At 59.6% G+C, this 23179-nt stretch carries 20 protein-coding genes and 1 tRNA gene; 9 read left to right on the top strand and 12 right to left on the bottom strand.

Annotated elements, in window-relative coordinates:
- Window positions 1–52 precede the first annotated feature (52 nt).
- Complete coding sequence (locus HMPREF0183_RS11205) at window positions 53–619, bottom strand: HXXEE domain-containing protein (protein WP_005886194.1); 567 nt, start codon at window positions 617–619, stop codon at window positions 53–55.
- Between the two features lie 198 nt (window positions 620–817).
- Here HMPREF0183_RS11205 and dnaK point away from each other — a divergent pair, with 198 nt between their 5' ends.
- The 4 genes from dnaK to HMPREF0183_RS11185 all read left to right on the top strand — a co-directional run bounded on the left by dnaK (window position 818) and on the right by HMPREF0183_RS11185 (window position 4934).
- Window positions 818–2677, top strand: a complete 1860-nt coding sequence (gene dnaK, locus HMPREF0183_RS11200; protein WP_005886192.1) for a molecular chaperone DnaK — start codon at window positions 818–820, stop codon at window positions 2675–2677.
- The gene (locus HMPREF0183_RS11195) at window positions 2677–3387 is read left to right on the top strand and encodes a nucleotide exchange factor GrpE (RefSeq protein ID WP_005886191.1); all 711 of its coding nucleotides are present in this window, start codon (window positions 2677–2679) and stop codon (window positions 3385–3387) included. The genes dnaK and HMPREF0183_RS11195 overlap by 1 nt, the downstream gene beginning before the upstream one ends.
- Before the next feature lie 68 nt (window positions 3388–3455).
- Window positions 3456–4475, top strand: coding sequence for a DnaJ C-terminal domain-containing protein (locus tag HMPREF0183_RS11190; protein ID WP_005886189.1), 1020 nt, complete (start codon window positions 3456–3458; stop codon window positions 4473–4475).
- Between the two features lie 63 nt (window positions 4476–4538).
- Window positions 4539–4934 carry a heat shock protein transcriptional repressor HspR gene (locus HMPREF0183_RS11185; RefSeq protein ID WP_156798278.1) on the top strand — a complete coding sequence of 132 codons (396 nt, stop codon included), beginning with the start codon at window positions 4539–4541 and terminating at the stop codon, window positions 4932–4934.
- Between the two features lie 12 nt (window positions 4935–4946).
- Here HMPREF0183_RS11185 and HMPREF0183_RS11180 read toward each other — a convergent pair whose 3' ends face one another.
- From HMPREF0183_RS11180 to HMPREF0183_RS11155, 7 genes are all read right to left on the bottom strand, one after another.
- A complete protein-coding gene (locus HMPREF0183_RS11180) occupies window positions 4947–5696 on the bottom strand; it encodes a maleylpyruvate isomerase family mycothiol-dependent enzyme (RefSeq protein WP_005886185.1) in 750 nt (249 codons plus the stop codon).
- A gap of 29 nt (window positions 5697–5725) precedes the next feature.
- Entirely contained in the window at window positions 5726–7366 is a 1641-nt protein-coding gene (locus tag HMPREF0183_RS11175) for an SLC13 family permease (RefSeq protein ID WP_245527167.1), read from the bottom strand.
- 173 nt (window positions 7367–7539) lie between these two features.
- Entirely contained in the window at window positions 7540–8889 is a 1350-nt protein-coding gene (locus tag HMPREF0183_RS11170) for an LPXTG cell wall anchor domain-containing protein (protein WP_005886181.1), read from the bottom strand.
- Window positions 8890–9017: 128 nt separating this feature from the next.
- Complete coding sequence (locus tag HMPREF0183_RS13455; protein WP_342610930.1) at window positions 9018–9281, bottom strand: hypothetical protein; 264 nt, start codon at window positions 9279–9281, stop codon at window positions 9018–9020.
- 7 nt (window positions 9282–9288) lie between these two features.
- Window positions 9289–10161: an MFS transporter gene (locus HMPREF0183_RS11165; protein WP_005886179.1), complete on the bottom strand. Its 873-nt coding sequence runs from the start codon at window positions 10159–10161 to the stop codon at window positions 9289–9291.
- Between the two features lie 36 nt (window positions 10162–10197).
- The gene (locus tag HMPREF0183_RS11160) at window positions 10198–10659 is read right to left on the bottom strand and encodes a MarR family winged helix-turn-helix transcriptional regulator (RefSeq protein WP_040349090.1); all 462 of its coding nucleotides are present in this window, start codon (window positions 10657–10659) and stop codon (window positions 10198–10200) included.
- A gap of 128 nt (window positions 10660–10787) precedes the next feature.
- A complete protein-coding gene (locus tag HMPREF0183_RS11155) occupies window positions 10788–11912 on the bottom strand; it encodes a diacylglycerol/lipid kinase family protein (RefSeq protein WP_005886174.1) in 1125 nt (374 codons plus the stop codon).
- A 91-nt stretch (window positions 11913–12003) separates the two neighbouring features.
- On the opposite strand from HMPREF0183_RS11155, the gene serS reads away from it, so the two are divergent.
- Window positions 12004–13290, top strand: coding sequence for a serine--tRNA ligase (serS, locus tag HMPREF0183_RS11150; protein ID WP_005886172.1), 1287 nt, complete (start codon window positions 12004–12006; stop codon window positions 13288–13290).
- Between the two features lie 24 nt (window positions 13291–13314).
- Window positions 13315–14148 (top strand): HAD family hydrolase, encoded by an 834-nt coding sequence (locus tag HMPREF0183_RS11145; protein ID WP_005886170.1) that lies wholly within the window; start codon window positions 13315–13317, stop codon window positions 14146–14148.
- Here HMPREF0183_RS11145 and HMPREF0183_RS12320 read toward each other — a convergent pair.
- The 3 genes from HMPREF0183_RS12320 to HMPREF0183_RS11130 are packed head-to-tail and all read right to left on the bottom strand — an operon-like array spanning window position 14103 to window position 16384.
- Window positions 14103–14684 carry a hypothetical protein gene (locus HMPREF0183_RS12320; RefSeq protein ID WP_005886168.1) on the bottom strand — a complete coding sequence of 194 codons (582 nt, stop codon included), beginning with the start codon at window positions 14682–14684 and terminating at the stop codon, window positions 14103–14105. The two genes, HMPREF0183_RS11145 and HMPREF0183_RS12320, sit on opposite strands and share 46 nt — an antisense overlap.
- Window positions 14685–14687: 3 nt before the next feature.
- Window positions 14688–15371 (bottom strand): proteasome activator, encoded by a 684-nt coding sequence (locus HMPREF0183_RS12315; protein ID WP_005886166.1) that lies wholly within the window; start codon window positions 15369–15371, stop codon window positions 14688–14690.
- Window positions 15368–16384 carry an NAD(P)H-quinone oxidoreductase gene (locus HMPREF0183_RS11130; protein WP_005886164.1) on the bottom strand — a complete coding sequence of 339 codons (1017 nt, stop codon included), beginning with the start codon at window positions 16382–16384 and terminating at the stop codon, window positions 15368–15370. Before HMPREF0183_RS11130 ends, HMPREF0183_RS12315 begins: the two co-directional genes overlap by 4 nt.
- Before the next feature lie 55 nt (window positions 16385–16439).
- On the opposite strand from HMPREF0183_RS11130, the gene ilvA reads away from it, so the two are divergent.
- Entirely contained in the window at window positions 16440–17741 is a 1302-nt protein-coding gene (gene ilvA, locus HMPREF0183_RS11125; RefSeq protein WP_005886162.1) for a threonine ammonia-lyase IlvA, read from the top strand.
- A gap of 69 nt (window positions 17742–17810) precedes the next feature.
- A complete protein-coding gene (locus HMPREF0183_RS11120; RefSeq protein WP_005886161.1) occupies window positions 17811–20084 on the top strand; it encodes a maltokinase N-terminal cap-like domain-containing protein in 2274 nt (757 codons plus the stop codon).
- A gap of 65 nt (window positions 20085–20149) precedes the next feature.
- Here HMPREF0183_RS11120 and HMPREF0183_RS11115 read toward each other — a convergent pair whose 3' ends face one another.
- The gene (locus tag HMPREF0183_RS11115) at window positions 20150–22825 is read right to left on the bottom strand and encodes an alpha-amylase family glycosyl hydrolase (RefSeq protein ID WP_040349089.1); all 2676 of its coding nucleotides are present in this window, start codon (window positions 22823–22825) and stop codon (window positions 20150–20152) included.
- A gap of 262 nt (window positions 22826–23087) precedes the next feature.
- On the opposite strand from HMPREF0183_RS11115, the gene HMPREF0183_RS11110 reads away from it, so the two are divergent.
- Window positions 23088–23175, top strand: a tRNA-Ser gene (locus HMPREF0183_RS11110).
- Window positions 23176–23179 lie beyond the last annotated feature (4 nt).

Raw genomic sequence — 23179 nt, 5'->3', positions numbered from 1 at the left:
GTGTTGCGCGGGGCCGCTTGTTTTGTGTTTTGGGGTGTGTCAGTGCTACGTGTCAGCACTGCTTGGGGCGACGCGGTGCGAAACGATTGTCGAGTTCACGTGCGGGGCCGAGTGAATCTTCTCGGAGTAACGCGGCGGAGATCACGTGGACGCCTGCGGTGAGGGGAATAGCGGCAAGCGCGGTGGCGATAACGCCCCGTGTGGAACCCTCGACTCCATGCTGTTGGAGAACACGTCGAGCGATGAACCAGTAGGGCAAGACGACCACCGGTGCGGTCGCAACGCCAGTGGTGTAACTGCGTGTGGCGACACTACTGAGCAAGTGGGTAAATCCGTGTACTCCGAAAGCGAGTAGTCCGCCTCGGAACCAGGGGGACTTGCCGTTCGTCTTGACCCCTGCAACGGCCGATAGTGCTACGGGCACGGCCATAAGACCAAGTGACACGTTCACATGTTTCTGAGATAGCCCACGCTCACGAAGAGATTGTGGAATGGGGAGAAAATCGGGCAGCTGGCGAAAGACTCGGCGGGACGTAGGTGCCATCGTCACCAGTTCTTCTGCGTCGTGGACAGCCCAAGCAGCGAACAATCCCAGACTGATTGCTGTGGTTGGTTTCATGTGAGTTCTCTACTCTGCCGGGGTCTTTGAGTCCCATGCTAGTCACGTGCGCAAAAAAATTTTTGGACCGCGGAATAAAAGCTGCGCGTTCAAAGTTGAGTCTAGTGAACGCAAGTTTCCTGATATGTGGTTTGACATGTCAGGTCGAAGGTCTAAGGCTTGAGTCAGAAGCACTCAACTCTGAGGAGGAATGATTTTATGGCACGCGCAGTTGGTATCGACCTCGGTACAACTAACTCGGTAGTGGCTGTCCTGGAAGGTGGAGAGCCCAAAGTAATTGCTAACGCTGAAGGTGGACGCACCACCCCATCGGTTGTAGCTGTCAACAAGAACGGTGACTCGCTGGTTGGTGAAATCGCTAAGCGCCAGGCAGTCATGAACGTGAAGAACACGGTTGCTTCTGTTAAGCGCCACATGGGAACCGACTGGACCACCGAACTGGACGGCAAGAAGCTCACTGCCCCAGAAATTTCGGCACGTATTCTGCAGAAGCTCAAGCACGACGCTGAAGAGTACCTGCAGGAAGAAGTCACCGACGCAGTGATTACTGTTCCCGCATACTTCAACGACTCGCAGCGTCAGGCAACCAAGGACGCAGGTCAGATTGCTGGTCTGAACGTTCTGCGCATCATCAACGAACCAACCGCTGCAGCACTGGCATACGGTCTGGAACGCGGTAAGGAAGACGAACTCATCCTGGTGTTCGACCTCGGTGGCGGTACTTTCGACGTGTCGCTGCTGGAAGTCGGTAAGGACGATGACGACTTCTCCACGATTCAGGTGCGCGCCACCTCGGGAGACAACAAACTGGGTGGTGACGACTGGGACCAGGCGATCGTTGACTGGCTGGTTGAAAAGGTCAAGAACGGTTACGGCGTAGACCCAACCAAGGACTCTTCAGCCATGCAGCGCCTGAAGGAAGCAGCTGAACAGGCTAAGAAGGAACTGTCCAGCGCAACCAGCACCAACATCAGCCTGCAATACCTGTCCATGAGCGAAAACGGCCCAATCCACTTGGACGAAAGCCTCAGCCGTGCAAAGTTCGAAGAGCTGACCCACGACCTGCTCGAGCGCACCAAGACTCCTTTCCAGGCAGTCATCCGTGACGCTGGTGTAGATGTGAAGGACATTGACCACGTTGTTCTGGTTGGTGGTTCGACCCGTATGCCAGCTGTTGCTGAAGTTGTTAAGGAACTCACTGGTGGTCGCGAACCTAACAAGGGTGTGAACCCAGACGAGGTCGTAGCGATTGGTGCAGCAGTTCAGGCTGGTGTGCTCAAGGGTGAACGTAAGGACGTTCTGCTCATTGACGTCACCCCACTGTCCCTGGGTCTGGAAACCAAGGGTGGAGTGATGACCAAGCTCATCGAACGCAACACCCCGATCCCAACCAAGAAGTCGGAAACCTTCACCACGGCCGAAGACAACCAGCCTTCGGTTTCGATCCAGGTGTTCCAGGGTGAACGTGAGTTCACGCGCGACAACAAGCCACTGGGAACCTTTGAGCTGACCGGAATTGCACCTGCACCACGTGGTATGCCACAGATTGAGGTGTCGTTCGACATCGACGCCAACGGTATTGTCCACGTGTCCGCAAAGGACAAGGGCACTGGTAAGGAACAGTCCATGACCATCACGGGTGGTTCGGCTATTCCTGAAGAAGACATCGAACGCATGGTGCGCGAAGCTGAAGAGCACGCTGAAGAAGACAAGAAGCGTCGTGAAGCAGCAGACAAGCGCAACGTTGCTGAAAACATGGCTTACCAGACCGACAAGCTCATCAAGGACAACGACGACAAGCTTCCTGAAGACGTGAAGAAGGAAGTTCAGGCCGACGTTGACGAACTGAAGGAAGCGCTTAAGGGTGACGACGACGCAGCTGTTGAGAAGGCTCTGGAGAAGCTCCAGACTTCGCAGACCAAGCTGGGTGAAGCTCTCTACGCACAGCAGTCTGCTGACGGAGCTGCAGGTGCCGACGCTGCTGCTGGATCGGCTGACTCTGCAGACGACGACGTGGTAGACGCTGAAGTCATCGATGAGGACGAGGAGAACAAGTAATGTCCACCGAGAAACCGTTCGACAGCGCTGGGGAGCCTGCTGAACAGGGCTTCTCGTTTACCGACAAACGCCGTGTGGACCCCGAAACCGGTGAAGTGCGCGCTCCAAAGGACGCGCAGCAACCGGCAGCGGGGGAGCAGGACGCCGGGGAAACAGCAGCTGCTGAAGCCGGTGCTGAGCCCACTGAAGCTGGGCAGTCCGCAACTGGGGAACCTGCGGCAGACGCGAGCGACCTCGGGGTGGAAATCCCCGAGGACGCCTCGGCGTTGGGCGACAGTGAGGCTGGAGAAGTATCAGCGGACGCTGCGCAGCACCTCGAAGATCTGCAACGGCTGAACGCCGAATACGCGGCTTACCGCCGCCGTTCCGAACGTGAGCGTGAACGCGCCCACGAAAACGGAATGGTCAAGGTGACCGAAGCGCTCATGCCGATCCTGGACGAAGTGCGCCTGGCACGTGAAGCAGGCGACGTCGAAGGGCCGTTCGCAAAGCACGTCGACAGGCTGTTCGAGGCTCTGAACAAGCTGGGCATTGAGCAGTACGGCGAAGTCGGTGAAGTGTTCGACCCGAACGTTCACGAAGCGCTCATGCAACAACCAAGTGAGGAAGTCGAAGAACCCACAGTGTTCCTGGTCATGCAACCGGGATACCGGATGGGCGAACGAATCCTCAAGGCCGCACGCGTGGGAGTGCACGTACCCGCAGAGTAAGACGGGTGTGTCGACATCGCTGGGTACTCACCACGAATGTGCATATGTAAGAAGGAAGGAGGTGCCAGATGAACTCGGGACCTCAGAATGAATGGTTTGAAAAGGATTACTACGCAACCCTGGGGGTCTCTAAGGACGCCTCCGCCTCGGACATAAAGAAGGCCTACCGCAAACTGGCCCGCAAGTATCACCCGGATGCAAACCCGGGCGACAAAGTTGCGGAAGAGAAGTTCAAGGACGTCAGTGCCGCTAACCAGGTGCTGTCGGACCCGGAAACTCGCAAGCAGTACGACCAGGTTCGGGCCATGGGGTCCGGTGCACGTTTCAGCGCCGGATCCGGTGGCTCCGGCCAGGGCTTCGAAGATATTTTCTCCGGACTGTTTAACACCGGTGGCGGTTACACCACCCGTGGCACTGGTGGGCCAGGTGGGCCGGACTTGGGCGACATCTTCGGGAACTTTGGCGGATACTCGCCGGGAGGATTCTCCGGTGGTGGGTACTCGCCAGGTGGATTCTCCGGTGGAGGATTTGGCCCGCAGAAGGGTGGTGACTTCAAAGCTTCAACGCGTTTGTCGTTTAAAGAAGCAGCCGAGGGTGCCACGGTGAAACTGACGATGCCAGGTGGCAAACCGCTCACGGTGCGCACCCCGGTGGGGGTAAGCGACGGGCAGAAAGTTCGTTTGGCAGGCAAAGGTAAACCGGGAAGCAACGGGGGCCCTAACGGCGACGTGATCCTCACGGTTCACGTTGACAAGCACCCCGTGTTCACCCGCGACGGGAACAACCTGCGGATGAACTTGCCGGTGACGTTCGCGGAAGCGGCCCTGGGTGCGACGGTCGACGTTCCAACCCTGGGTGGCGGTTATGTGCGCATGCGCGTGCCTGCCGGGACGCCGTCTGGGCGGGTTCTGCGTGTCCGTGGCAAGGGGATCAACGGTAAGCAGACAGGTGATTTGCTGGTCACCATTGAGATCGCGGTGCCACGCAACCTGAATGCGGACGCGAAAGCAGCAGTCGAGGCCTTTGCTAAAGCCACTGAAGGCGAGGACCCACGTGAGGGTCTCGCAGCCAAAGCGAGCCGGAGCTGATGCGTCGTGATTAGTTCAAGCGCAGCAGTGTATGTCATATCGGTGGCAGCGGATCTTGCCGGGATGCACCCACAGACGCTGCGCCAATATGACCGGCTTGGCCTGGTGACCCCTGAAAGGACTGCCGGCCGAGGTCGTCGCTACTCCGCTGACGACGTTGCCAAACTGCGGCTCATCCAGAGTCTGAGCCAGGAGGAAGGGATTAACCTGGCGGGTATTAAGCGCATCCTCGAACTGAAAGAGGAAGTCGACGAAGCCCGCCGCCAGCTCCGGGCCATGGAAGAGAAAATGGAAGCCACACGCCAACGCGTTGCCGCTGTTGACCGGGTTTTCGCAGCCGGGTCAGCGGGAGATGTGGTGTCCATTCTCAAGGGGGAACGACCTCGGACGCGGATTGCGGGAGCCCTGCTCCCGCCAGCACGTACAGGCCGTCCCACCCTGGTACACAGGCGGTATTAAAGCCTTAAAACCTTACAGCCACTGAGGGGGCGCGGGGAGATCTCGAGGAGTCGAGTCACCCGCGCCTCCTTTTGTGTTGTCGTCCCGCCCGGACACCGGCCAGCCACGGCCCAGCAGGTGTTGGAGGACCTCAGCTTTGTGGCCGGTGACCTGGACTTGGTCCGCGGTGTCGCTGGTGCAAATGTGCAGGTCTTCGCCAGTGTCGGTGAAGTGAAGCAGATAGTTCACGGGCTCGCCCCGCTGCTCCCAGATCGAGGTGACGTCGGTCAGGAGCCGGTCTGTCACCTCGGCGGGGAAGTCCAGCGCAGTCATCCCGATGTTGAGGTCAAGCGCGTGGATGAAGCACTCACGGGCGCGCAGCCACGGAATGTCAGAGGCGGGGATAGTGGCGCCGCGTCCGCTGATGACCTGGGTTTCCCAGCGGTCAGCGGGAATGGTGCCGAGGTCGTTGGCAAGTTCTTCTGCGACTTCGTGCGACATGGTGATGACGTCCCCGTTTTCTAGAAGTGCGACGTCATCTTCGATGGCTTTGTCGCGGGCCTCACGGGAAGGGTACATGTGGGTTTCCTCGCCGGTGCGGGCCCAGTGGAGGAGACGCATGAACCCTTCTGCGTTGTGCATCATGTGCACTGCCACGTGTTTGCGCGACCAGTCAGGTAGCAGCGACGGTTCGTCCAGGTTGGCCCTGGAGAGCTGGTCGAGGGTTTGAAGGTAGAAGGCTTCGGCCAGGGTGCGGAAGTCGAGGTCTTTTTGTAGTGGCATGGTTTTAGCTTAGTGGGGTTGAGGTGGAGTCACACCAGGCCGATCCACTTCCAGTAGGTCGCTGACAGCAGCAGAACCAGCAGGTAGCCGACGATGGTGATGGGGATTCCTGTTTTAAGGAACTGCTTGGCTGTGAAGGCGCCGGTTCCGTACGCGAGCATGTTTTGTGGCGCGGAGATGGGGAGCAGGAAGCCGAAACAGATGAGGAACTGCTGGATGATGACGAAGCCGATTCCGCCGTTTGCCGCACCTGGTACGGACTGTGCCAGGGCGATGAATACGGGGATGAGGGCGGAGCTGAGCGAGGTCGCTGATGCGAAGCCCAGGTGGATCAGGATGGTGAACAGGCCGACGATCGCGATCATGGCGAGCATGGGCATGTTTGTGATGCCCAGTGCGCCGAAGGTTTTTTCTGACAGCCATTCGGCGGCCCCGGTTTTCAGGAGGAGGCTGCCCAGCGAGATACCCACGGCGAACACGATGAGGGTTCCCCAGTTGATGAGTTTTTCCGCAGTCTTCCACGAGAACACGCCAACTTTGGGTAGCAGCAGGAAGCCGATGGCCACGATGGTGACCGTGGCGGAGTCGAATGGGTGGAGGGACTTTTCGGTGGCCCACAGGAAGAGCAGTGCGACTGCCACGATGATGAGGCGGATTTCTTTTCCGGTGATGGGGCCGAGTTCTTTCAGGTCGCGTTCGATGACGGCGCGGCCACCTTCGATGTGGTCGACTTCAGGTTTGATGGCCCACCGCATGATGAAGAACAGGGCGACACTCATCATGACGGACCAGGGGGCAGCCCACATGAACCACTGACCCCAGGACACCTGCTGTTGCATGGAGGATTCGATGAAGTTGGTGGCGACGATGTTTTGAGCGGCTGCGGTTTTGATACCCACGTTCCATACGGAGACGGCTTGTGCCGCGGTGATGATGAGGAGGGCGCCGAGGCGGGAGTTGGTTGCCAGCCCAAAGGCGGCGACCATGCCCAGGAGGATGGGAACGACGGCACCGGCGCGTGCAGTGGCGGATGGGACGAAGAACGCCAGGATGGTGGAAATGGCGATGGCGCCGATGACGACGTTGCTGGTTTTTTCGCCTGCGAACTTGAGGACGATGAGGGCGAGGCGTTTGTGAAGGCCAGTGGCTTGCATGGCGGCTGCGAGGGCGAGGGCAGCTGCGACGAGGGCTACGGCTGAGCTGGCGAATCCGCTGAGGGCGAGCTTAATCGATTCGGTGGTGCCCATGGCTTCTGAAGTTTCGCCGGTGAGGGGCGGGGCGAATGACAGCGCAATCGTGATGATGCCGACGATCAAGATGGAGGACACCGTGTAGCTGACGGCTTCGGTGACCCACATGATGATGGCGAATGCCAGGATGGCCAGTGCTTGTTTGCCCGCGAGAGTGAGGCCTTCGCCGGTGGGGAGGAGCAGGATTCCGAAGAGCGCGATGAACGCGGCTGCGAACCAGATGGGTTTGAGGTTGAGGTGGGCGAGGAAGCCGTCGGGGTGTTTGTTGGACTCTTCGGCGCTTGCGCGGGCGACTGCTTCTTTTTCGCGTTTGACCTCAGCTGAGGCTTGTGAGCGCTGTTCAGCCTTTTTACGAAGTGAGCTTTTGGCTGGCTCGGCCATGGCGTTCCAATCGTTGAGTGCGGGTGTTCCTGCGGACACAGACGACGATACGCCCTGTGTGTGACATTTTCATGAACTGTCACATTGTGGGTGGGGGCTTCTAGGAATGTGGGCAGAGGGGTGGTTGTAAGTACACAAAAGGGCCGAGGCTGTTTTGCGTGCCCCGGCCCTTTCGCGTGCCGTATTTAGTTGTTGCGTTGTTTTATTTGGTTTTACTTGGCGCGACGGCGGGTGATTAGCACGGTTGCTGCGCCGACGGTGAGGAGTGCTCCACCGGCGATGAGGCCGGAGAGTTCCGTACCGGTGCGTGGCAGGGTGTTTGAGGACTTGTCGTTGCCCTCGTTCTTGTCGCCACCCTTGTCTTTACCGTCACCCTTGTCGCCTGGCTTAGCTTCGTCCTTCTTGCCAGGGGTGTTGGTGACCTTGAAGGTGTCGGTGAGTTCGCCTTCTTCGCTCTTTACGGTGACCTTGTAGGTTCCCAAGAAGCCCTTGAGTCCGTTGCCACCGTCAATGCCGTAGACAGTGTGTGACCAGACACCGTCCTTGTTAGCCTGTACTTCCTTGAAAAGGTCCTCGACCTTTCCGCTGCCACCCTGTTTGGACACCGAGTAGGTGAACTTCTCATTTGGCTTCAGCCCAGTCACAACAAGCTGAACACCCTTGTCCTTGTTCACAAAGTCAGCAGGCTTGAGCTCCTTAGGCGAAACCTTCAGACCGTACTTAGCTGCCTCTTCCTTAGGCTTGTCACCTTCACCAGGCTTAGGGTTGTTCGGCTGTGGTGTACCAACATCTTCACGGTCGTCGACTACAGCAAATGAAATCGATGCGTCAAGCGTCTTACCCGACTCATCCTTCAACGTAAGGGTGTACTTACCTTTGAGTTCAGAGTCGGACATCTTGTCAGCGCCTTCTACCTTGGCATAGAAGGTGCCACCATTCTTTGAAACACTGTTTGAGTTGAAGGTTCCAGTCGAAGTCTTACCGGATTCCTCGTGCTTGAGAACCCAAGTGAATTCCTTGCTACTCTCGAGGTTTTTGTACGACACCACCATTCCGGCTGCGCGGAAGGCGCCCACGTGGTACTTGTCGAACTGAGCTGACAGCTCAGGGTCACCGGCAGCTTCCTTGTCCTTGTCGATGTAGCGAATAACACCGGCGTTGACCTTGGTGCCGTCTTCGAGGGTGACAGTGACGGTGTAGTCCCCGTTAGGGTTCTTAACGCCGTCGCCACCGCCCGTGATGCCGTCCACGCCGTAAACCTCGAACGTCGGTGTTTCAGCAAGTTCGTCAACGCGAGTGACCAGCTTGAGGCTTGGGTCAGCGCTGTTAGGAGCGTCCACCGTCTTGATCTTGGCGCCCGCAGGCAGGTTCGAAACGCTGATCGAAACCTTCTGAGCTTGAACCTTGTCAGCGTCAAGCGTGATGGTGCACTGTGCGCCCTGCTTAGCGTTCAACGTGTTGTTGGAGCATTCGGCAGTGGGGGCGGCGAATGCAGGGGTGCCGGAAAATGCGATAGCACCAGCGACCAAAGCAACGGCCGGTGCAAGAACGAGCTTCTTCATGCGAGTCCTTAGGTTCAGTGAGTAGTAGATTCGAGGGGGCAAAAGTGACTCCTCACACTTAGAATCAACCACTCACGAGATCCACGCAACTTGTGGTCATTTTGGTCACAGTTGAGCCTGTTCGCGTGCTAAACCTCGTCGCCCGCCGTAATAGCCGAAGCCTCTTCTTGCGAGGTGACGTGCGGGCGGTCGATGTCTGCAAGAAGTCCGCGTCCGCTGACGAGAATAACCATTGACCCAAGCACAGCGGCTGTTGCTAGGCAGTAGGGTGCTCCCGCACCTGCTATTTCTGCGAGTGGGCCAGTAACGAGAGGCGCGACTGCTCCACCTAAGAACCGTATGCCGGAGTACGCTGAGCTTGTGATACTGCGTGGAAGGTCTGTGGCCTCCATGACCGCCTCAGTGAGTGCAGTGTTGAGAACGCCGAGAAACAATCCGGCCACGACGACTGTGCCAACAAGTGTCGGCAAGCTGTGGGCTCCAATTGCCATAGTGATGAGGCACGCGGCAAACATGGCAAAGTTGATCGAAAGTACCAGGAGGAGCCCGAACCTGCGGGTCAAGCGCGGCGCCGCGAGCACCGAGGTGAAAGCAAGTGCAAGACCCCACCCAAAGAGAAGCTTTTGTCGCCGTGTTGGTGGGTTTTGGTAAAAGGGCGATAATCGCAGCAAGCCCAATCGTCATAAGCGCCGCTGTGCCAAAGAACGGCATTCTCCACGAGATTGAACCAAGGGCTCCTCCGACAAGTGGGCCGACTGCTAAGTCAACTCCGAGCGCTGCCTCATAGAGAATGATGGCCTGGCCTGATCCTCCTGAAGCTGCGCCAACGATTGCCGCGAGCGCCGTCGAAATAAAGAGTGCGTTGCCTAGCCCCCAACCGGCTCGGAAACCGATAATCGCGTCAACGCTCCCTGCGGTACCAGCGAGTGTCGCGGAAAGCACGATGAGAGCCAATCCTACGGTGAGCGTGCGTTTTACGCCGAGCCGACTTGAAATGAAACCAGCGAAGAACATTGCAGCGGAAGTGACCAGAAGGTAGCTCGTAAACAGGAGCATCGTTTGGGAAGGAGTCGAATTCAGTTCGCGGCTGATCGCGGGAAGAATCGGGTCAACGAGACCAATCCCCATGAACGACACCATGCAGGCGAAAGAAATTGCCCACACCGCGCTCGGCTGATGGAAGATTGAGGGCCGGTTTCCTTTTTTCTGAGCTTCAGTGTCGCTGAGTTCAGTGCTGTTTGGCTTGTTGGAGTTAGGGGGTGTGGGGAACATGCGGATATGGTCTCCAATCGAAGTAGGTGGATTGCGTTATTCGGTGAGGGTGTCGCCGAGTCTGCCGAGGAGGTTCGCTGCGCGTTGAAGGATTTCGAGGTCGTCGGGGCTGAGGGTCTCGAGCGCAGGGCGTACGGATTGAGCTGCTGCGGTGCGAGCCTGCTCGAGTTCCTGCCGACCGGTATCTGTCAGCGTGACCGCGCTTGCGCGAGCATCGTGGGCGTCGGCACGACGTTCCACGAGGTTATCGGCTACGAGGCGGTTGACAATCCCGGTCATTGTGGGCTGGGTGACCGCTTCACGCGTGGCGAGTTCGCCTATGCGAAGCGGCCCTCCGGATTGAAGATTGGCAAGGACCCGAATTGCAATGAGGGAACGCCGCCCATCTAGGCCGCGTGCGTATGCACGTCGAAAACTTGAACTGTTCGCCACGAGCTCATAAGCGAGGCTGTCCAGTGTTTTCCCGTCGTGTTTAAAAGGCGGTCCGACAATATGCATAGCGACCCTATATAGGGAGGCTATGTAAACTCTCAATCTCGGCCGATGCAGAAAGTTAACGTTAAAAACCTGAAGCGCTGGGCATTCGAAAAATCTGCGCCCAACACAATCGACTCAAAGCCAGAAAGCTACCTACCGATTCCCAACGAAAGCGCGTCCAATCTAATGCGTCGTTCCTGCTCAGGGCTGGGTGTACGAACTGTTAGCGCGTTCGGCTGGACCGACAGCTCAAGGAAGTCAGTCTCACCCAAAACATCACCGTCGACCTGCACATCCAGTTTCTTCTCCGCACGCACAGTCACCGAACGGCACTTTGTCACATCCGCGTGCATGCCCTTCCGTGAGCGCCCAGCAATCGACGTGACCACGCTGGCCCACTCCGCAACATTGCGGGGCGTCACCGTCAACACATCCAGGTACCCGTCATCGATCACAGCACCGGGAATCAGCTCAATCCCGCCTTGCACTTTTCCGCAGTTCCCGCCAAGAATCGACCGAATCTTCCGCGTCTCTTCTTGTCCGTCGTCAAACTGGATGCGCACCTCAGTGGGCTTCCCCAACAGTTGGCGCCACCCCTGCCTGACGTACGCTAGCCATCCAATCCTTGCCTTGGCGTTTTCGGTCGTATTCGACATCACGGTGGCGTCGTACCCGATCCCCGCCATCACGGTAAACAGCGTGTCCTCACCGTCCGGCGACGTGCGCAAATGGGCCGCATCAATCACCCGGTCCTGTCCCCACAGTGCAACCCGAATCGCCCATTCGAACCGGTTGAGCGGTACTGCCAGATTCCTCGCCAACAGATTTCCCGTCCCCATCGGAATGATGCCCATAGGTACGTCGGTACCGGCCAGCGCCTGCGCTACCGCGCGCACGGTGCCGTCACCACCAGCCGCGATTACCACCTCGGCGCCCTTTTCACGCGCCTCATGAGCCATGGACGTTCCGGGGTCGTCCTTTGTGGTCTCAATGAAGAGTGGTTCGTCCCACCCTTCGTTGCGGAACACGGTCGCAGCCACGGACTTCAGCGTGTCCATCTCGCTCTTTGTGGGGTTGTAAATGATAGCTGCCCGGCGCTGCGGCTGGGCTGTTGTTTCGGAGGATCCCGCCGCCGAGGTGGTTTCCAGCGCAGCCTGCTCCGGCCCCTGGAGTTGGTTGAGGGTGCTTCTGGTTCGCGCGGCGCCTACGAGGTAGCCCAAGACGAGCGCAACGACAACTGCGACAGCCAGAACGATCCATCCGGTGAGGTTCATAAACCTAAGTACACCAGACTTGTCTGAGTACTTACACCAGTTTTTGTGATGTGGGCGCCAGACGAATCTGCTGAACAGGTAGGCTAAAGACGTGATCGATCTAGTGCAGCTCAGAGAGAACCCGGAAATTTTCAAGGCTTCACAGCGTGCGCGTGGGGCCAGCGTCGAACTCGTCGACCAGATTGTGGCGGCTGACTCAGCCCGCCGATCCGCAATTGCGGAATTTGAAGAGATCCGCGCTCAGCAAAAAGCGTTCGGCAAGAAAGTTGCGTCTGAAAAAGACAAGGACGCAAAAGCTAAGCTCGTCGCTGAAGCCAAAGAGATGTCTGACCGTGTAAAGGCTTTGCAGGCAGACAACGACGAGGCTCAGCAGAACTTTGAACGGATCCTCATGAAGCTTCCCAACCTCATCATCGACGGTGTGCCGTCCGGTGGCGAAGAAGATTCGGTGGAGCTGCGCCGGGAGGGCACAGTCCGTGACTTCTCCACTGACGGTTTTGAACCAGTTGATCACTTGGAAATTGGTGAACGCCTCAACGCCATCGACACCACTCGCGGTGCCAAAGTTTCCGGTTCACGCTTCCACTTCCTCACCGGTTTTGGCGCACGCTTGGAAATGGCGCTCCTCAACCTCGCCATGGACACCGCCATCAGCGCAGGTTTCACCCCCATGGTTGTGCCCACCCTGGTGAAACCAGAAGTCATGGGTGGCACCGGGTTCCTGGGCGAGCACGCTGACGAAGTGTATCGCTTGGAAGCAGACGACCTGTTCCTGGTCGGAACCTCCGAGGTTCCACTCGCCGGGTACTTCATGGACGAAATCATCGACCTGTCAGACGGGCCCATCCGCTTTGGCGGCATTTCGTCTTGCTACCGCCGCGAAGCCGGCTCCTACGGCAAGGACACCCGTGGCATTATTCGCGTGCACCAGTTCCAAAAAGTCGAAATGTTCTCCTACGTCCACCAAGACGACGCAGAAGACGAACACCTCCGCATGCTGTCACTCCAGGAGCAGATGCTGCAGGCGTGCGAACTGCCCTACCGCGTCATCGACATCGCTGCCGGTGACCTGGGTGACTCCGCTGCCCGCAAGTACGACTGCGAAGCCTGGGTCCCCACCCAGAACACGTACCGTGAACTGACTTCGACCTCGAACTGCACCTCCTTCCAGGCCCGTCGTCTTAAGATCCGTGAGCGCACCTCGGACGGACAGACCGTTCCTGTGGCAACGCTCAACGGAACCATGGCCAACACGCGCTGGCTGGTACCCATCCTGGAAAACCACCAACAAGCAGACGGCTCTGTCGCAATCCCGGCCGCCCTGCAGCCATACCTGGGTGGCATGAAGGCATACGGCCCCGACGGCGAAGTTTTCTAGTTCCCCCACACCCCAGGAGGTTCCGTGACCCCACACCTGATCGCGCTCGATATCGACGGCACGATTGTCGACTATGACGACAAACTTTCGGACCGTGTCCGCGGTGCGATCCGTGCGTGCCGGGAACAGGGTCACCACATTGTGATCGCCACAGGACGTTCCCTTTCGGGTGCGCTCGACGTGGCCAACCGCCTGGGCCTCACAGAGGGGTTCGTGGTGGTGTCCAACGGCGCCGTCATCGCCGCTCTCAACCCCAACACTGCAACGGGGTATGAATTGGTGCACGTGGAAACGTTCAACCCGGGACCGGCCCTGACCCGCATGAACCACGCCCTGCCCACCGCGTTGTGTCTGGTGGAAGACGAGAACCTGGAGCGCTGGGCTTCAGCGGATTTCCCCGTGGGCGACCTGGCCGCCGGCGACGACCTCAACATCGTGCGGTTCGCAGAACTCAAAACCCTGCGCGCAACCCGCATCGTGTTGCGTGAACTACACGGGTCCCGCGAAGAGTTCGCAGATGCAGTCGAAAAGATTGGTCTGCACGGAGTTACCTATTCGGTGGGCTGGAGCAACTGGTTGGACATCGCGCCAGAAGGCGTTTCCAAAGCCAGCGGATTGGCCCGAGTCGCCAACGACCTCGGCGTCGATCAGCAACACACCGTGGGGGCCGGCGACGGCACCAACGACCACGAAATGATGGAGTGGGTCACCCACGGCATCGTCATGGGACAGGCCGGCCAGAGGCTCAAAGACCTGGGAACGGTCATCACCGGGACCGTTCAAGAAGACGGTCTGGCCACCGCGCTCCAGGACTACTTCGAACTGTCAGAGGACGCGATCCGCTCCGCAATGCGGTGACATTCGTCCACTAATCTGGCCGCGTCGTCCACGTACCTTTGGGCCGCGCTGACCCCAGCTACCTCGGCCGGGCCTGCCGGGCTGGTTTCGTCTGTCTCGCTGTTTTCAGTGACCCCGCCCGAGGTCGTCCGCACCTGGGCGCGGACCATCGCCGCGGCCTGGGCCGCCTCGGCGACCTTGGTGGCCGCGCGAGACATAAGCTCCGGGAGGGTATCCACCTGTGTGCGCACCTGTGCCGGAATCGTTTGCTCATTGACGGGCACGTGCGTGTGGAGCGTGCGCGCACAGTGATCCACCTGCTGCGCCACCTGGTTGAGCGTGTGCGTGAGCGCGGCAATCTGTTCAGCAGCCTGAGCGTGTGCGTCCTGAGTAGTGCCCGCCTGGGTTTCCTCATGCAACCGGCTCGCGGTCACGAAGAACCTGTCCACCGCACGATTAAACCGGTCACGGTGTTGCCGCCAGACGCCCGTTCCGTACAGGTCGTCCGGTTGGGGCTCCTTCTTTCGCAACCCTTGGAAGAACTTAGCTAGCCCCACGGTTTACAGGTAGTTGCCCGGCCCGTACGCGCCTTCGGGATTGTGCTTCACGGGGTGTTCAGGGTGCGCGGGCGATTCTTCGTGCATCGCCTGACGCGCCATGATCGCGGTCTGGATGGACTGTAGCAGCCCCTCAATCCACCCCACCAGGCCCGCCTGAGCTAACAGCAATTCACTGTGGCTTGGCGTTGAATAGGACGACAACTTAGGAGTGAAACTCAAGAACTCGTCCTCAAGATCCTGGCCCAACGCTTCCTTCATCGCCTCGATCGTGTTTTCGTGGATCTGCGCCAAACGCTTGCGCCCGGCCGGGTCGGTTTCCGCCGATTTGAGCTCCTCCAAGATCTTCGCGTGCATGTGCCCCAAACGCACGAGCTTGCCCGGGTTCGTAATATCCGGCTCGTCTGTTTTACCCTCGGCGTCTTTCTTGTCAGCGCCGTCAGCGTCTTCTTCGTCGATGTCTTTCGTGTCGCTGGGCTCGCCGTCAACGCTGTCGCTGTCCGCGGTGTCCTCGTTTTCAGCTTCGGCAGGCTCGGCTGCCGCTTCACCTTCTTCGTCCCGAGGTGTTCCCGGCTGTTCTCCCGCCTCGGCTGTCGTGAGGTCGGGAAGGATCGTGTTTTCCTCGTCTTCGGGGATATCCGGTAGTTCGATGTCCTGCTGATCCTGCTGGTCAGGGTGCTCGCTCACGGGTTTACCTCCAAAACGATCTTTCCAAAGTGCGGCTGGTCCATATGTTCGTGCGCCTGCACGCAGTCATCAAGCGCAAACACCCGGTCAACAATGGGGCGGATCTTCCCACTGGCCACGGCAGGCCACACGTGTTTGCGCACTTCAGCCACAATATGCGCTTTTTGCTCAGCGGGACGCGCGCGAAGCGTGGTCCCCATGACTGACCGTCGCAAGGGGAGCAGATCACCCAGGTTAATCTGCGCCTTGGTGCCACCCTGCATCCCAATGATGATCAAACGCCCATCAGCCGAAAGCGCCTGAATGTTTCGCTCCAGGTACTTCGCGCCAATGATGTCCAAAATGACATCCGCACCCGGAACGCGCGCACCCGCAGAACCGTCCGCACCTTCACCGCTACCCGTGATCTCACGGATCCGCTCAACAAAGTCTTCGTCACGGTAGTTGATCACCGCATCCGCGCCCAGATCAGCGCATTTGCGCGCACGGTCGTCACTACCGACCGTCACCGCAACGCGTGCCCCCATTTGCTTGGCAATCTGGATGGCCATGGTGCCAATCCCGGATGCGCCTCCGTGAACCAAAAGCCACTCGCCCTCACTCAACCCCGCCTCCATGACGACGTTGGAGTACACGGTGGCAACCACCTCGGGCAGGGCCGCAGCCTCTACAAAACTCATCCCCTCAGGCACAGGCAAAACCTGTCCGGCTGGGACCGGCACGTACTCCGCGTACCCGCCACCTGTGAGCAACACAGCAACCCGGTCACCCACCTGCCAATCGTCAACCCCGTCGCCAACCTGGTGGACGGTCCCGGCGGCTTCGAGCCCCAGAATGTCCGTGGCGCCCTTAGGAGGAGTGTAAAAACCCATGCGCTGGAGGACATCGGCGCGGTTCACACCAGCGGCCTCCACCTTCACAACAACCTCACCAGGCTGAGCGGAAGGAACAGGGGAGTCGGAAAGTTTCAGGGCGTCTGGACCGCCCGGCTGAGGAGCTGTAATCGAGCGCATACGAACCACCCTACCTGTACGATTGGCGGACGTTAACGGCTAACGCGCCTTTTTCATGCACAATGGAGGAGTGCTAATAGAGGGACAGAAGACAACAACACCACCAACCGTGTCTGACATCGAAGACGCAGCCAAACGAATTGCTGACTGCGTCATCACCTCGCCTTTGCACATTTCCGAACGCCTCTCCGAACTCACCGGCGCCACCGTGTACCTCAAACGCGAAGACCTGCAGCCGGTGCGTTCCTACAAAATCCGAGGCGCTTTCAACTTCCTCCTGCAACTCGACGCGAAAGAGCGGGAACACGGCGTAGTCTGTGCGTCTGCTGGCAACCACGCGCAAGGGTTCGCCCGTGCCTGCAACACACTTGGTGTCCAAGGGCGCATCTTCGTCCCCAAAACCACCCCACGGCAAAAGATCGACCGGATCCGCCACTTTGGAGGCGACCGGATCACCATCACGGTCGCCGGGTCCACGTACGACGACGCCTCGGAACTTGCCAAGAAACACGCCGCCACCTCGGGGGCGCTGGTCGTATCCGCATTCGACGACCCGCGCACGATCGCCGGCCAAGGCACCATCTCTGCCGAAATCACCGACCAACTGGGCTTTGACCCGGACACCATAGTGGTCCCTGTGGGCGGGGGCGGTCTGCTAGCCGGAATGGCCGAATACTGCCACCACCGCACACCAAACACCCGCGTGGTTGGCGTCGAACCAGCAGGGGCAGCGTGCATGACAGCAGCGCTCGCCGCCGGGGCGCCCGTACAGCTGGACACCGTTGACTCGTTTGCCGACGGGGCCGCCGTACGCCGGGCCGGTGACCTGACATACGCAATGGTCCGCGACCTCGGCCTGCCCATCACCACCGTGGACGAAGGGCGCGTGGCAAAAGAAATGGTGGACCTGTACCAGGTTGACGGGATCATTGCCGAACCCGCCGGGGCGATCGCTCCCGCCTCCGTGGGCCCCGCTGACTCCAACGCTCCCGTGACCATCGAAGCCGGGTCGACTGTCGTGTGTGTCATCAGCGGCGGTAACAACGACCTGTCGCGTTACTCAGAAGTGCTCGAACGTGCCCTTGTATGGGAAGGCCTACAGCACTACTTCATTGTGAACTTCCCGCAAGAACCCGGGGCACTGCGACGCTTCCTCGACAACGTGCTGGGCCCCGACGACGACATCTCCATGTTTGAGTACGTGAAGCGCTCCGACCGCGAAATCGGGCCCGCATTCGTGGGCATCACACTGGGGTGCGCGCAAGACCTCCCCGGCCTGCTGGAACGCATGGACGCCTCCCCACTGGAAATCGAATGCGTTTCCCAGGACTCGCCGCTGTTCAGGATGTTCGTCTAATTGAATGCCAGGGCAGATAAAGTGGTGACGTGACCGTCATCGTTCGTTATCAAGGAAGAGGGCTCGCTCATGGCGATGAGCAGTGAACTCGAAGGTCTGCTTGCGCAATGGCTGCCTCGTCAGTCCTGGTTTCCAGTCACGTCTTTTGAACTGGCCGGCACTCCGGACGTCGTCCCCATGTCCGACACTCAAGTCTTTGAGCTGGACTTCCCCCTGCCAGGCGATGAAACCCTTACCGTCCAAGGTTGGATCGCGGTTGTGGGCATTGGAAGCGGTGACAACACCCGCCGCATTAGCGTTCCGCTGACCCTGCGCACGCGCGAAGACGAACCTCTGCGCCCGCACCTTATTGGGCAAATCGACGACTTCATGCTGGGGCCATGCTACGTGTACGACGCGGTTGCCGACCCCGTTTTCGTTCTTTTCGCCGCCACCGCAATGGCCACTGGTGACGCGAGCTTCGCGCTAGGGCGCGACGCGGCTTTCGACGATTTCGGGACGCCTTCTGAGGCTGGCTCGAAACGCAAGGACCCCATGGCCGAGGCGGCCGTGGGGATGCGCTCAGACGCTGCCGTGAGTACCGAACCGGTGAGTGTCAGCGAAGCCTTTGATAGCCAATTTGAAAACTCTGATCACTCGCAACTGACCGCGCTGCGCGTGGGCCACAGCGGGCGAGACTTTAACGACCTGACGAACATGTCTGTTCTGTGGCACCGCGCCACCACCACACAGCTGAAGTTCGACAATTCGCGCAAGGGTGAAACCGCGGTTCTCATAGACGACCACGCGTTCCCCAGCGTGCTGACCTTCTTCAGGACGCTCGACATCAGCGATGTGCCCGAATCCGTGCGACTACCCATTATGCTCACGATCGCCGAATCACAGGCCGTGGCACCCGTTCTGGGATGGATGGCGTCGAGGTGGTTCGACGGCGCCGACCTGCACACGCACACCGCACCTGTGGCCATGCTGACCCGCTCAGAAGCCAGCGCGACGAGCGCGTGGAGCGAGGCTGTAGCGGCGGCCCGGAACGCTGCGGAGGCCACGGGGTATGCCCGCCAAGCGCACGACCTCGGTGGCCGGGTAGCCAGTTTGCACGTGGACCTGGGCCGTGAGCTTGGCAAAGCGGAAGGCACCGGCGCGCCTACCGCGGAATGGGTCAAAAAATGGTCCGACCGCGTGGACTGGGCGCTTGCCCGCGCCACGCTTGCGCTCAAACCTCTGGAGAAGCAGCTGCGGGCTCACAAGCGAGCACTTGTTGACTTGCGATCAGTGGGCAACCTGCAACGCATTCACGGCGAACTCACCCTCAACCACGTGGTGAAAGCACCCGTTCACGGGTACACGGTGACGAACTTTTCTGAAACATCGGAGCTGCGCCCGCCAACGTTTGACCTTGTGGCGCTCCTGCGTAGCCTGGACTACGCGGCCGGGTACGCGTTGTTGGCTCGGACAGGGGCTCTTGACCCCAAGGCCACTCCTAGCACCCTGGGCGCAACTGGCCTGGTTGACGACGATCTGATTGCGCGCATGGACGGTGCGCCGGAAACTCGCTGGTCTCACGAGTCCCAAAAGGCACTCTTGGCTGGGTACTCGCATGTTGGTGGCGCAGACTTCAGCTTCAAGGACCCCGTTCTGCGGGCCATGCTCATCGACCGCCTGCTCGTTGAGGTTGTGAGCGAGCTGCGGAACCGGCCCACGTGGCTGATCGTGCCACTTTCCGAACTCAGGCGACTTTTGACCACTGACACTGAAGTGACTGCAGAACCAGCTCGTCTCAACCCGCGCACCTCCACCGAGGCCACGCGCGCCGCAATCGAAGAACGCTTAGCCGAACACCGCAAAGCACAAGAGGAAAAGGTCGCGCACGCCCGGGCTGCCGCGGCGAAGGCGCGGCAGGAGAATGACAGGCTTGTCGAAGCTTCGCAGGTAGCGAAGAAGGCTGGTCACCGGATTTTCGCTCCTGCCTCGCGCAACGTTGAGGCGGAAGTGCAGGACGCCGAGGTCGCAAAAGCGACCGCTGATGAGCCGGTGGACGAGGCTCGCTCGCCCCAGGGCGAAGATCAGACGGAAGATCGAGCTGAGCCCACCCAAGAGAACACCAAAGAGCCCAACCGTGCGAGCGGCTCTCACGCAGTGACACCTCGGCCTTCTTCTGAAACACCCACGTCAGGTGCCGCAAACACGGCAGACGACGCAGCGAATCCTGCAACGGTCGAACCAGCCGAGGAAGAGGTCGACGATCTAACCGACGACCCAGTGGACGACACCGATGAAGATGGTGACACTGACGGAGAAGTCGAACCGCCCTTCGCACCCAAGTCCGCGCGCACCGTGCGGTAAACGGGGGCGCTAGCTCGGGTGCGCCGGTAGCCCCCGCGCCAGCTCTGCGCGCTAGCCCGCGAACTCTAACTCCGCACCCGCTCCAGGAGGGCAACAGGGTTGGTGCCAAACACCTCGGCGACGGAGAAATCCACACCTGTCCATGTGCGCCCTGACAGCGCGTCACGCCACGTGGGCTCAACGTTCTCACGGATCACAGGCAAGGCCATGGTCTGCAAGGTGGGAGCAGACTCCGCGAGGTCCTGATCGTCTGCGACCGAGGTGGGAATGTGGAACCGCGTGTCACCCCACCCGCCGGTGGCGCGCAAGGTGATGGACAAACGTTCGACCACCACCACAACATCGGGGAACAGACCGTCGCCAAAGTGCGCCAGCCCAAACGCGTGTTCAGCGCGCTCGCCTGTGACCGCAACCCTGCTGGGTGGTGTGAGCGAGGATGGTTGGGCGAAAATGTGCGGGTGGCGCGCGCGAACCGCCAAGCCTTTTCGAAGCAACTGGTCATTGGGGTTGTTGTTGACCAAACGTTCGTGAGGGTTGACGAACAGCGGGTCAAAAACTTCAGGAATCCCGGGGGAGAACAGCTGCAACGCACGTGCCGCCTGGCTGTTGCGGTGTCCCGCGTGACGCACGGTGGCGGCCATGTGGTCGACCGTTGTGGCGACCTCGGGCACGGTGAGCGCCTTGTGAACGGCGTTGCGCACTGACTCAACAAAGCTGTCGTCCGATTCGTAACGGCGTCTGGCGGCCCGAACCGCCCGATTCACCAACTCCTCAACGTTCACCTGCGGATTCCACGCGCCCACAATCGACTGCCACAACAAAATGTCGAAGCTGGTGTCCGGGGGAGCTGAGGCTGGGGCGCCGGAAGTGGGTGCCTGCGTGCTCGCGTAATCCAAGGGGGCCAGGTCCCGCATGTCTGCCACGAACTCCATGAACTTCTGGGGGATCTCAGACAGCGCGAGGATCCGGCAACGTTCCGTGCGTGAATACTTGGTTACCGGGCTGGTGAGCCCGTTGATGACCGGCGCCGAGGTCGTCGAAGTTTGGAGGTGAAACTCGTCGATGATGCGGTCAGGGTGACCAGGTTCGGACGGGAGTCCACCGACTTCGTTGAGCGCGGCGAGAGTGCAGTAACGGTAGTGCGCGCGAGCCGTCACACCCAGGTTGAACACGTCGCTTGTGGTCTGAGAAAACCGGGTGCTCACGGGGCAGCCTGGGGTGGTGAGAAGAAGTCCCACATAGGCCAGCAACCGGTCAGAAGCTGTTCCTGAGGCCACTGTTGAACGCACTTTCGCTAGCGCTCGCGGAACCACCATAGAACCCGCGGTCATGACCGGGACTTCACCCGTGCTGTTGTGGCCAAGAAAGTCGTCCGGCTCTGACTCTGAAAGTGCTGATAAGAATCCTTCTCGAACGACCTCGGCCTCTTTATCTAAGCCGAGTTCAGGGCGGGCCACGGACACGGAAGCCACCAAAATCCCCAAAATCTGCGCCAGCGTATCGACGTCCACCTGGGCGGTGGGATCAGTGCGGATGCGGGCCCGCGTGGACTCATCCAGGCCATCCCACGCGTTCTTAGCAGTGACAGCCAGGTCCACCATTTCGCTACGCATAAGCGTGTTTGTGACTTCTTCTTTGCACTGGACTTCCTCCAGAGTGAGCAACCCGGTCACGGAGGTGGGGTTGAACCGAAGTTGCTTAGCAATGGGGGAGATTTCGCTACGGTCGTGAGGGTCCAGCCCGGCTGCCAGATGTTGCCGGAACGACTCGAGTTCGTAGAACCCGATTGGGTGCGTGAGCGCGCCGTCGATTGCCGTGATGAGCGGGTAGGTCGCGGACGCGGATCCTGGCCACGACGACGGCGTCACCTCACGCTGGCCTTCAGAGTTGAGGGCGAACCGCTTTTCCGTGATGATGTAGCCACCGGTCAGGTCATGGAGCTGTTCGAGGTACCCCTGCGGGTTCGCGATCGAGTCGATGTGGCGCACGCTCACCCCATCGATCAGGCCGGTGTGGAACCAGCGGGAGAGTTCGCGGTGAGTTTCTGTAAAAACGTGCGGGTCATTCACGCGGATCGTGGCCACGTTTGAATCAGCGTTGACACGCCGATAATTGAGCGGGTGCGCAGGGTTTGTTCTTTCAACGCACGTGTAATTCTGGGTGGCTAGGAGTTCCTGGGGGTCGTGTGAGTTTTTGGGGTGCTGTGAGCGCAGGGTTTCTGGGTTGACCGGGTAGACCGAGGAGCCGATCTGTAGCACCGGCTGTTGCGTTGCAGGGTGAGTGGTCAGAGTTGCTGTGCTCGCAGGCTGGTCGACCACCACCGAGACCTTGTCATGCGTCCACTGGATGTCGAACCAGTAGGCGTATTGGGAGTCTTGGCCGTGGAGAAGAACGTCCCACCAGTAGGGGTTCAGGCTGGGGTGCGCGATGTGGAGCGCGCCAGGCACAAAGTCAACAATGACGCCCAGGTGGGCGTTGTGTGCTGCTGTTGAGAGGGCTTCCAGTCCTTCAAGACCGCCGAGGTGTGGGTCGACGGTGTTTGGGTCGGCAGCGGCTCCGGTTCCGTTGGCGGTGCTAGCTGCCGTGATAGGGCTGATACGAATAGCGGTGAACCCCAGTTCAGCGATGTGGGGTATCACCTTGGTGGCATCGAAAAGCGTGACGTTGCGGTCTACTGGTACGCGGTAAATCGATGACGGCCACCAGCGGTCATGGCCTGTTTTTTGGGGCTGTCCGCTCATCGTGTCCCTTTCATCGACTGACACTATGACGATACCCGGAAAACTCTGGTGGTGATACGTCCAAAGCTGTTTTTGATACATCACTCAGGAGGCATGTTGCGGCTGTCCGTCGCAGGGTGCTGGGTGGGTGATGAGCTGGCTGGTTTGACGGGTAACTTGCGGACTAAGTACGGATGACTTGCTGGTGTCATGCGGGCGAGATTGTAGCCCCCGTGCGAAGTATGGAATAATCGTTTCTTGCGTCGCGTACCTGTGGCGCTGAGGTGAGTTGACAGAGCGGCCGAATGTGACGGTCTTGAAAACCGTTGTAGGGCAACCCCCTACCGTGGGTTCAAATCCCACACTCACCGCATA

Source organism: Brevibacterium mcbrellneri ATCC 49030 (assembly GCF_000178455.1).
Lineage (GTDB): Bacteria > Actinomycetota > Actinomycetes > Actinomycetales > Brevibacteriaceae > Brevibacterium > Brevibacterium mcbrellneri.
Note: the sequence above shows the minus strand (reverse complement) of the source record. Positions and strands in the feature narration are given on the sequence as shown.

Bases quoted from the DNA above. Each gene is read 5' to 3' on its own strand.
- HMPREF0183_RS11205 (WP_005886194.1), bottom strand. From the start codon at position 619: ATGAAACCAACCACAGCAATCAGTCTGGGATTGTTCGCTGCTTGGGCT.
- dnaK (WP_005886192.1), top strand. From the start codon at position 818: ATGGCACGCGCAGTTGGTATCGACCTCGGTACAACTAACTCGGTAGTG.
- HMPREF0183_RS11195 (WP_005886191.1), top strand. From the start codon at position 2,677: ATGTCCACCGAGAAACCGTTCGACAGCGCTGGGGAGCCTGCTGAACAG.
- HMPREF0183_RS11190 (WP_005886189.1), top strand. From the start codon at position 3,456: ATGAACTCGGGACCTCAGAATGAATGGTTTGAAAAGGATTACTACGCA.
- HMPREF0183_RS11185 (WP_156798278.1), top strand. From the start codon at position 4,539: ATGCACCCACAGACGCTGCGCCAATATGACCGGCTTGGCCTGGTGACC.
- HMPREF0183_RS11180 (WP_005886185.1), bottom strand. From the start codon at position 5,696: ATGCCACTACAAAAAGACCTCGACTTCCGCACCCTGGCCGAAGCCTTC.
- HMPREF0183_RS11170 (WP_005886181.1), bottom strand. From the start codon at position 8,889: ATGAAGAAGCTCGTTCTTGCACCGGCCGTTGCTTTGGTCGCTGGTGCT.
- HMPREF0183_RS13455 (WP_342610930.1), bottom strand. From the start codon at position 9,281: ATGGAGGCCACAGACCTTCCACGCAGTATCACAAGCTCAGCGTACTCC.
- HMPREF0183_RS11165 (WP_005886179.1), bottom strand. From the start codon at position 10,161: ATGTTCCCCACACCCCCTAACTCCAACAAGCCAAACAGCACTGAACTC.
- HMPREF0183_RS11160 (WP_040349090.1), bottom strand. From the start codon at position 10,659: ATGCATATTGTCGGACCGCCTTTTAAACACGACGGGAAAACACTGGAC.
- HMPREF0183_RS11155 (WP_005886174.1), bottom strand. From the start codon at position 11,912: ATGAACCTCACCGGATGGATCGTTCTGGCTGTCGCAGTTGTCGTTGCG.
- HMPREF0183_RS11130 (WP_005886164.1), bottom strand. From the start codon at position 16,384: ATGCGCTCGATTACAGCTCCTCAGCCGGGCGGTCCAGACGCCCTGAAA.
- ilvA (WP_005886162.1), top strand. From the start codon at position 16,440: ATGCACAATGGAGGAGTGCTAATAGAGGGACAGAAGACAACAACACCA.
- HMPREF0183_RS11120 (WP_005886161.1), top strand. From the start codon at position 17,811: ATGGCGATGAGCAGTGAACTCGAAGGTCTGCTTGCGCAATGGCTGCCT.
- HMPREF0183_RS11115 (WP_040349089.1), bottom strand. From the start codon at position 22,825: ATGAGCGGACAGCCCCAAAAAACAGGCCATGACCGCTGGTGGCCGTCA.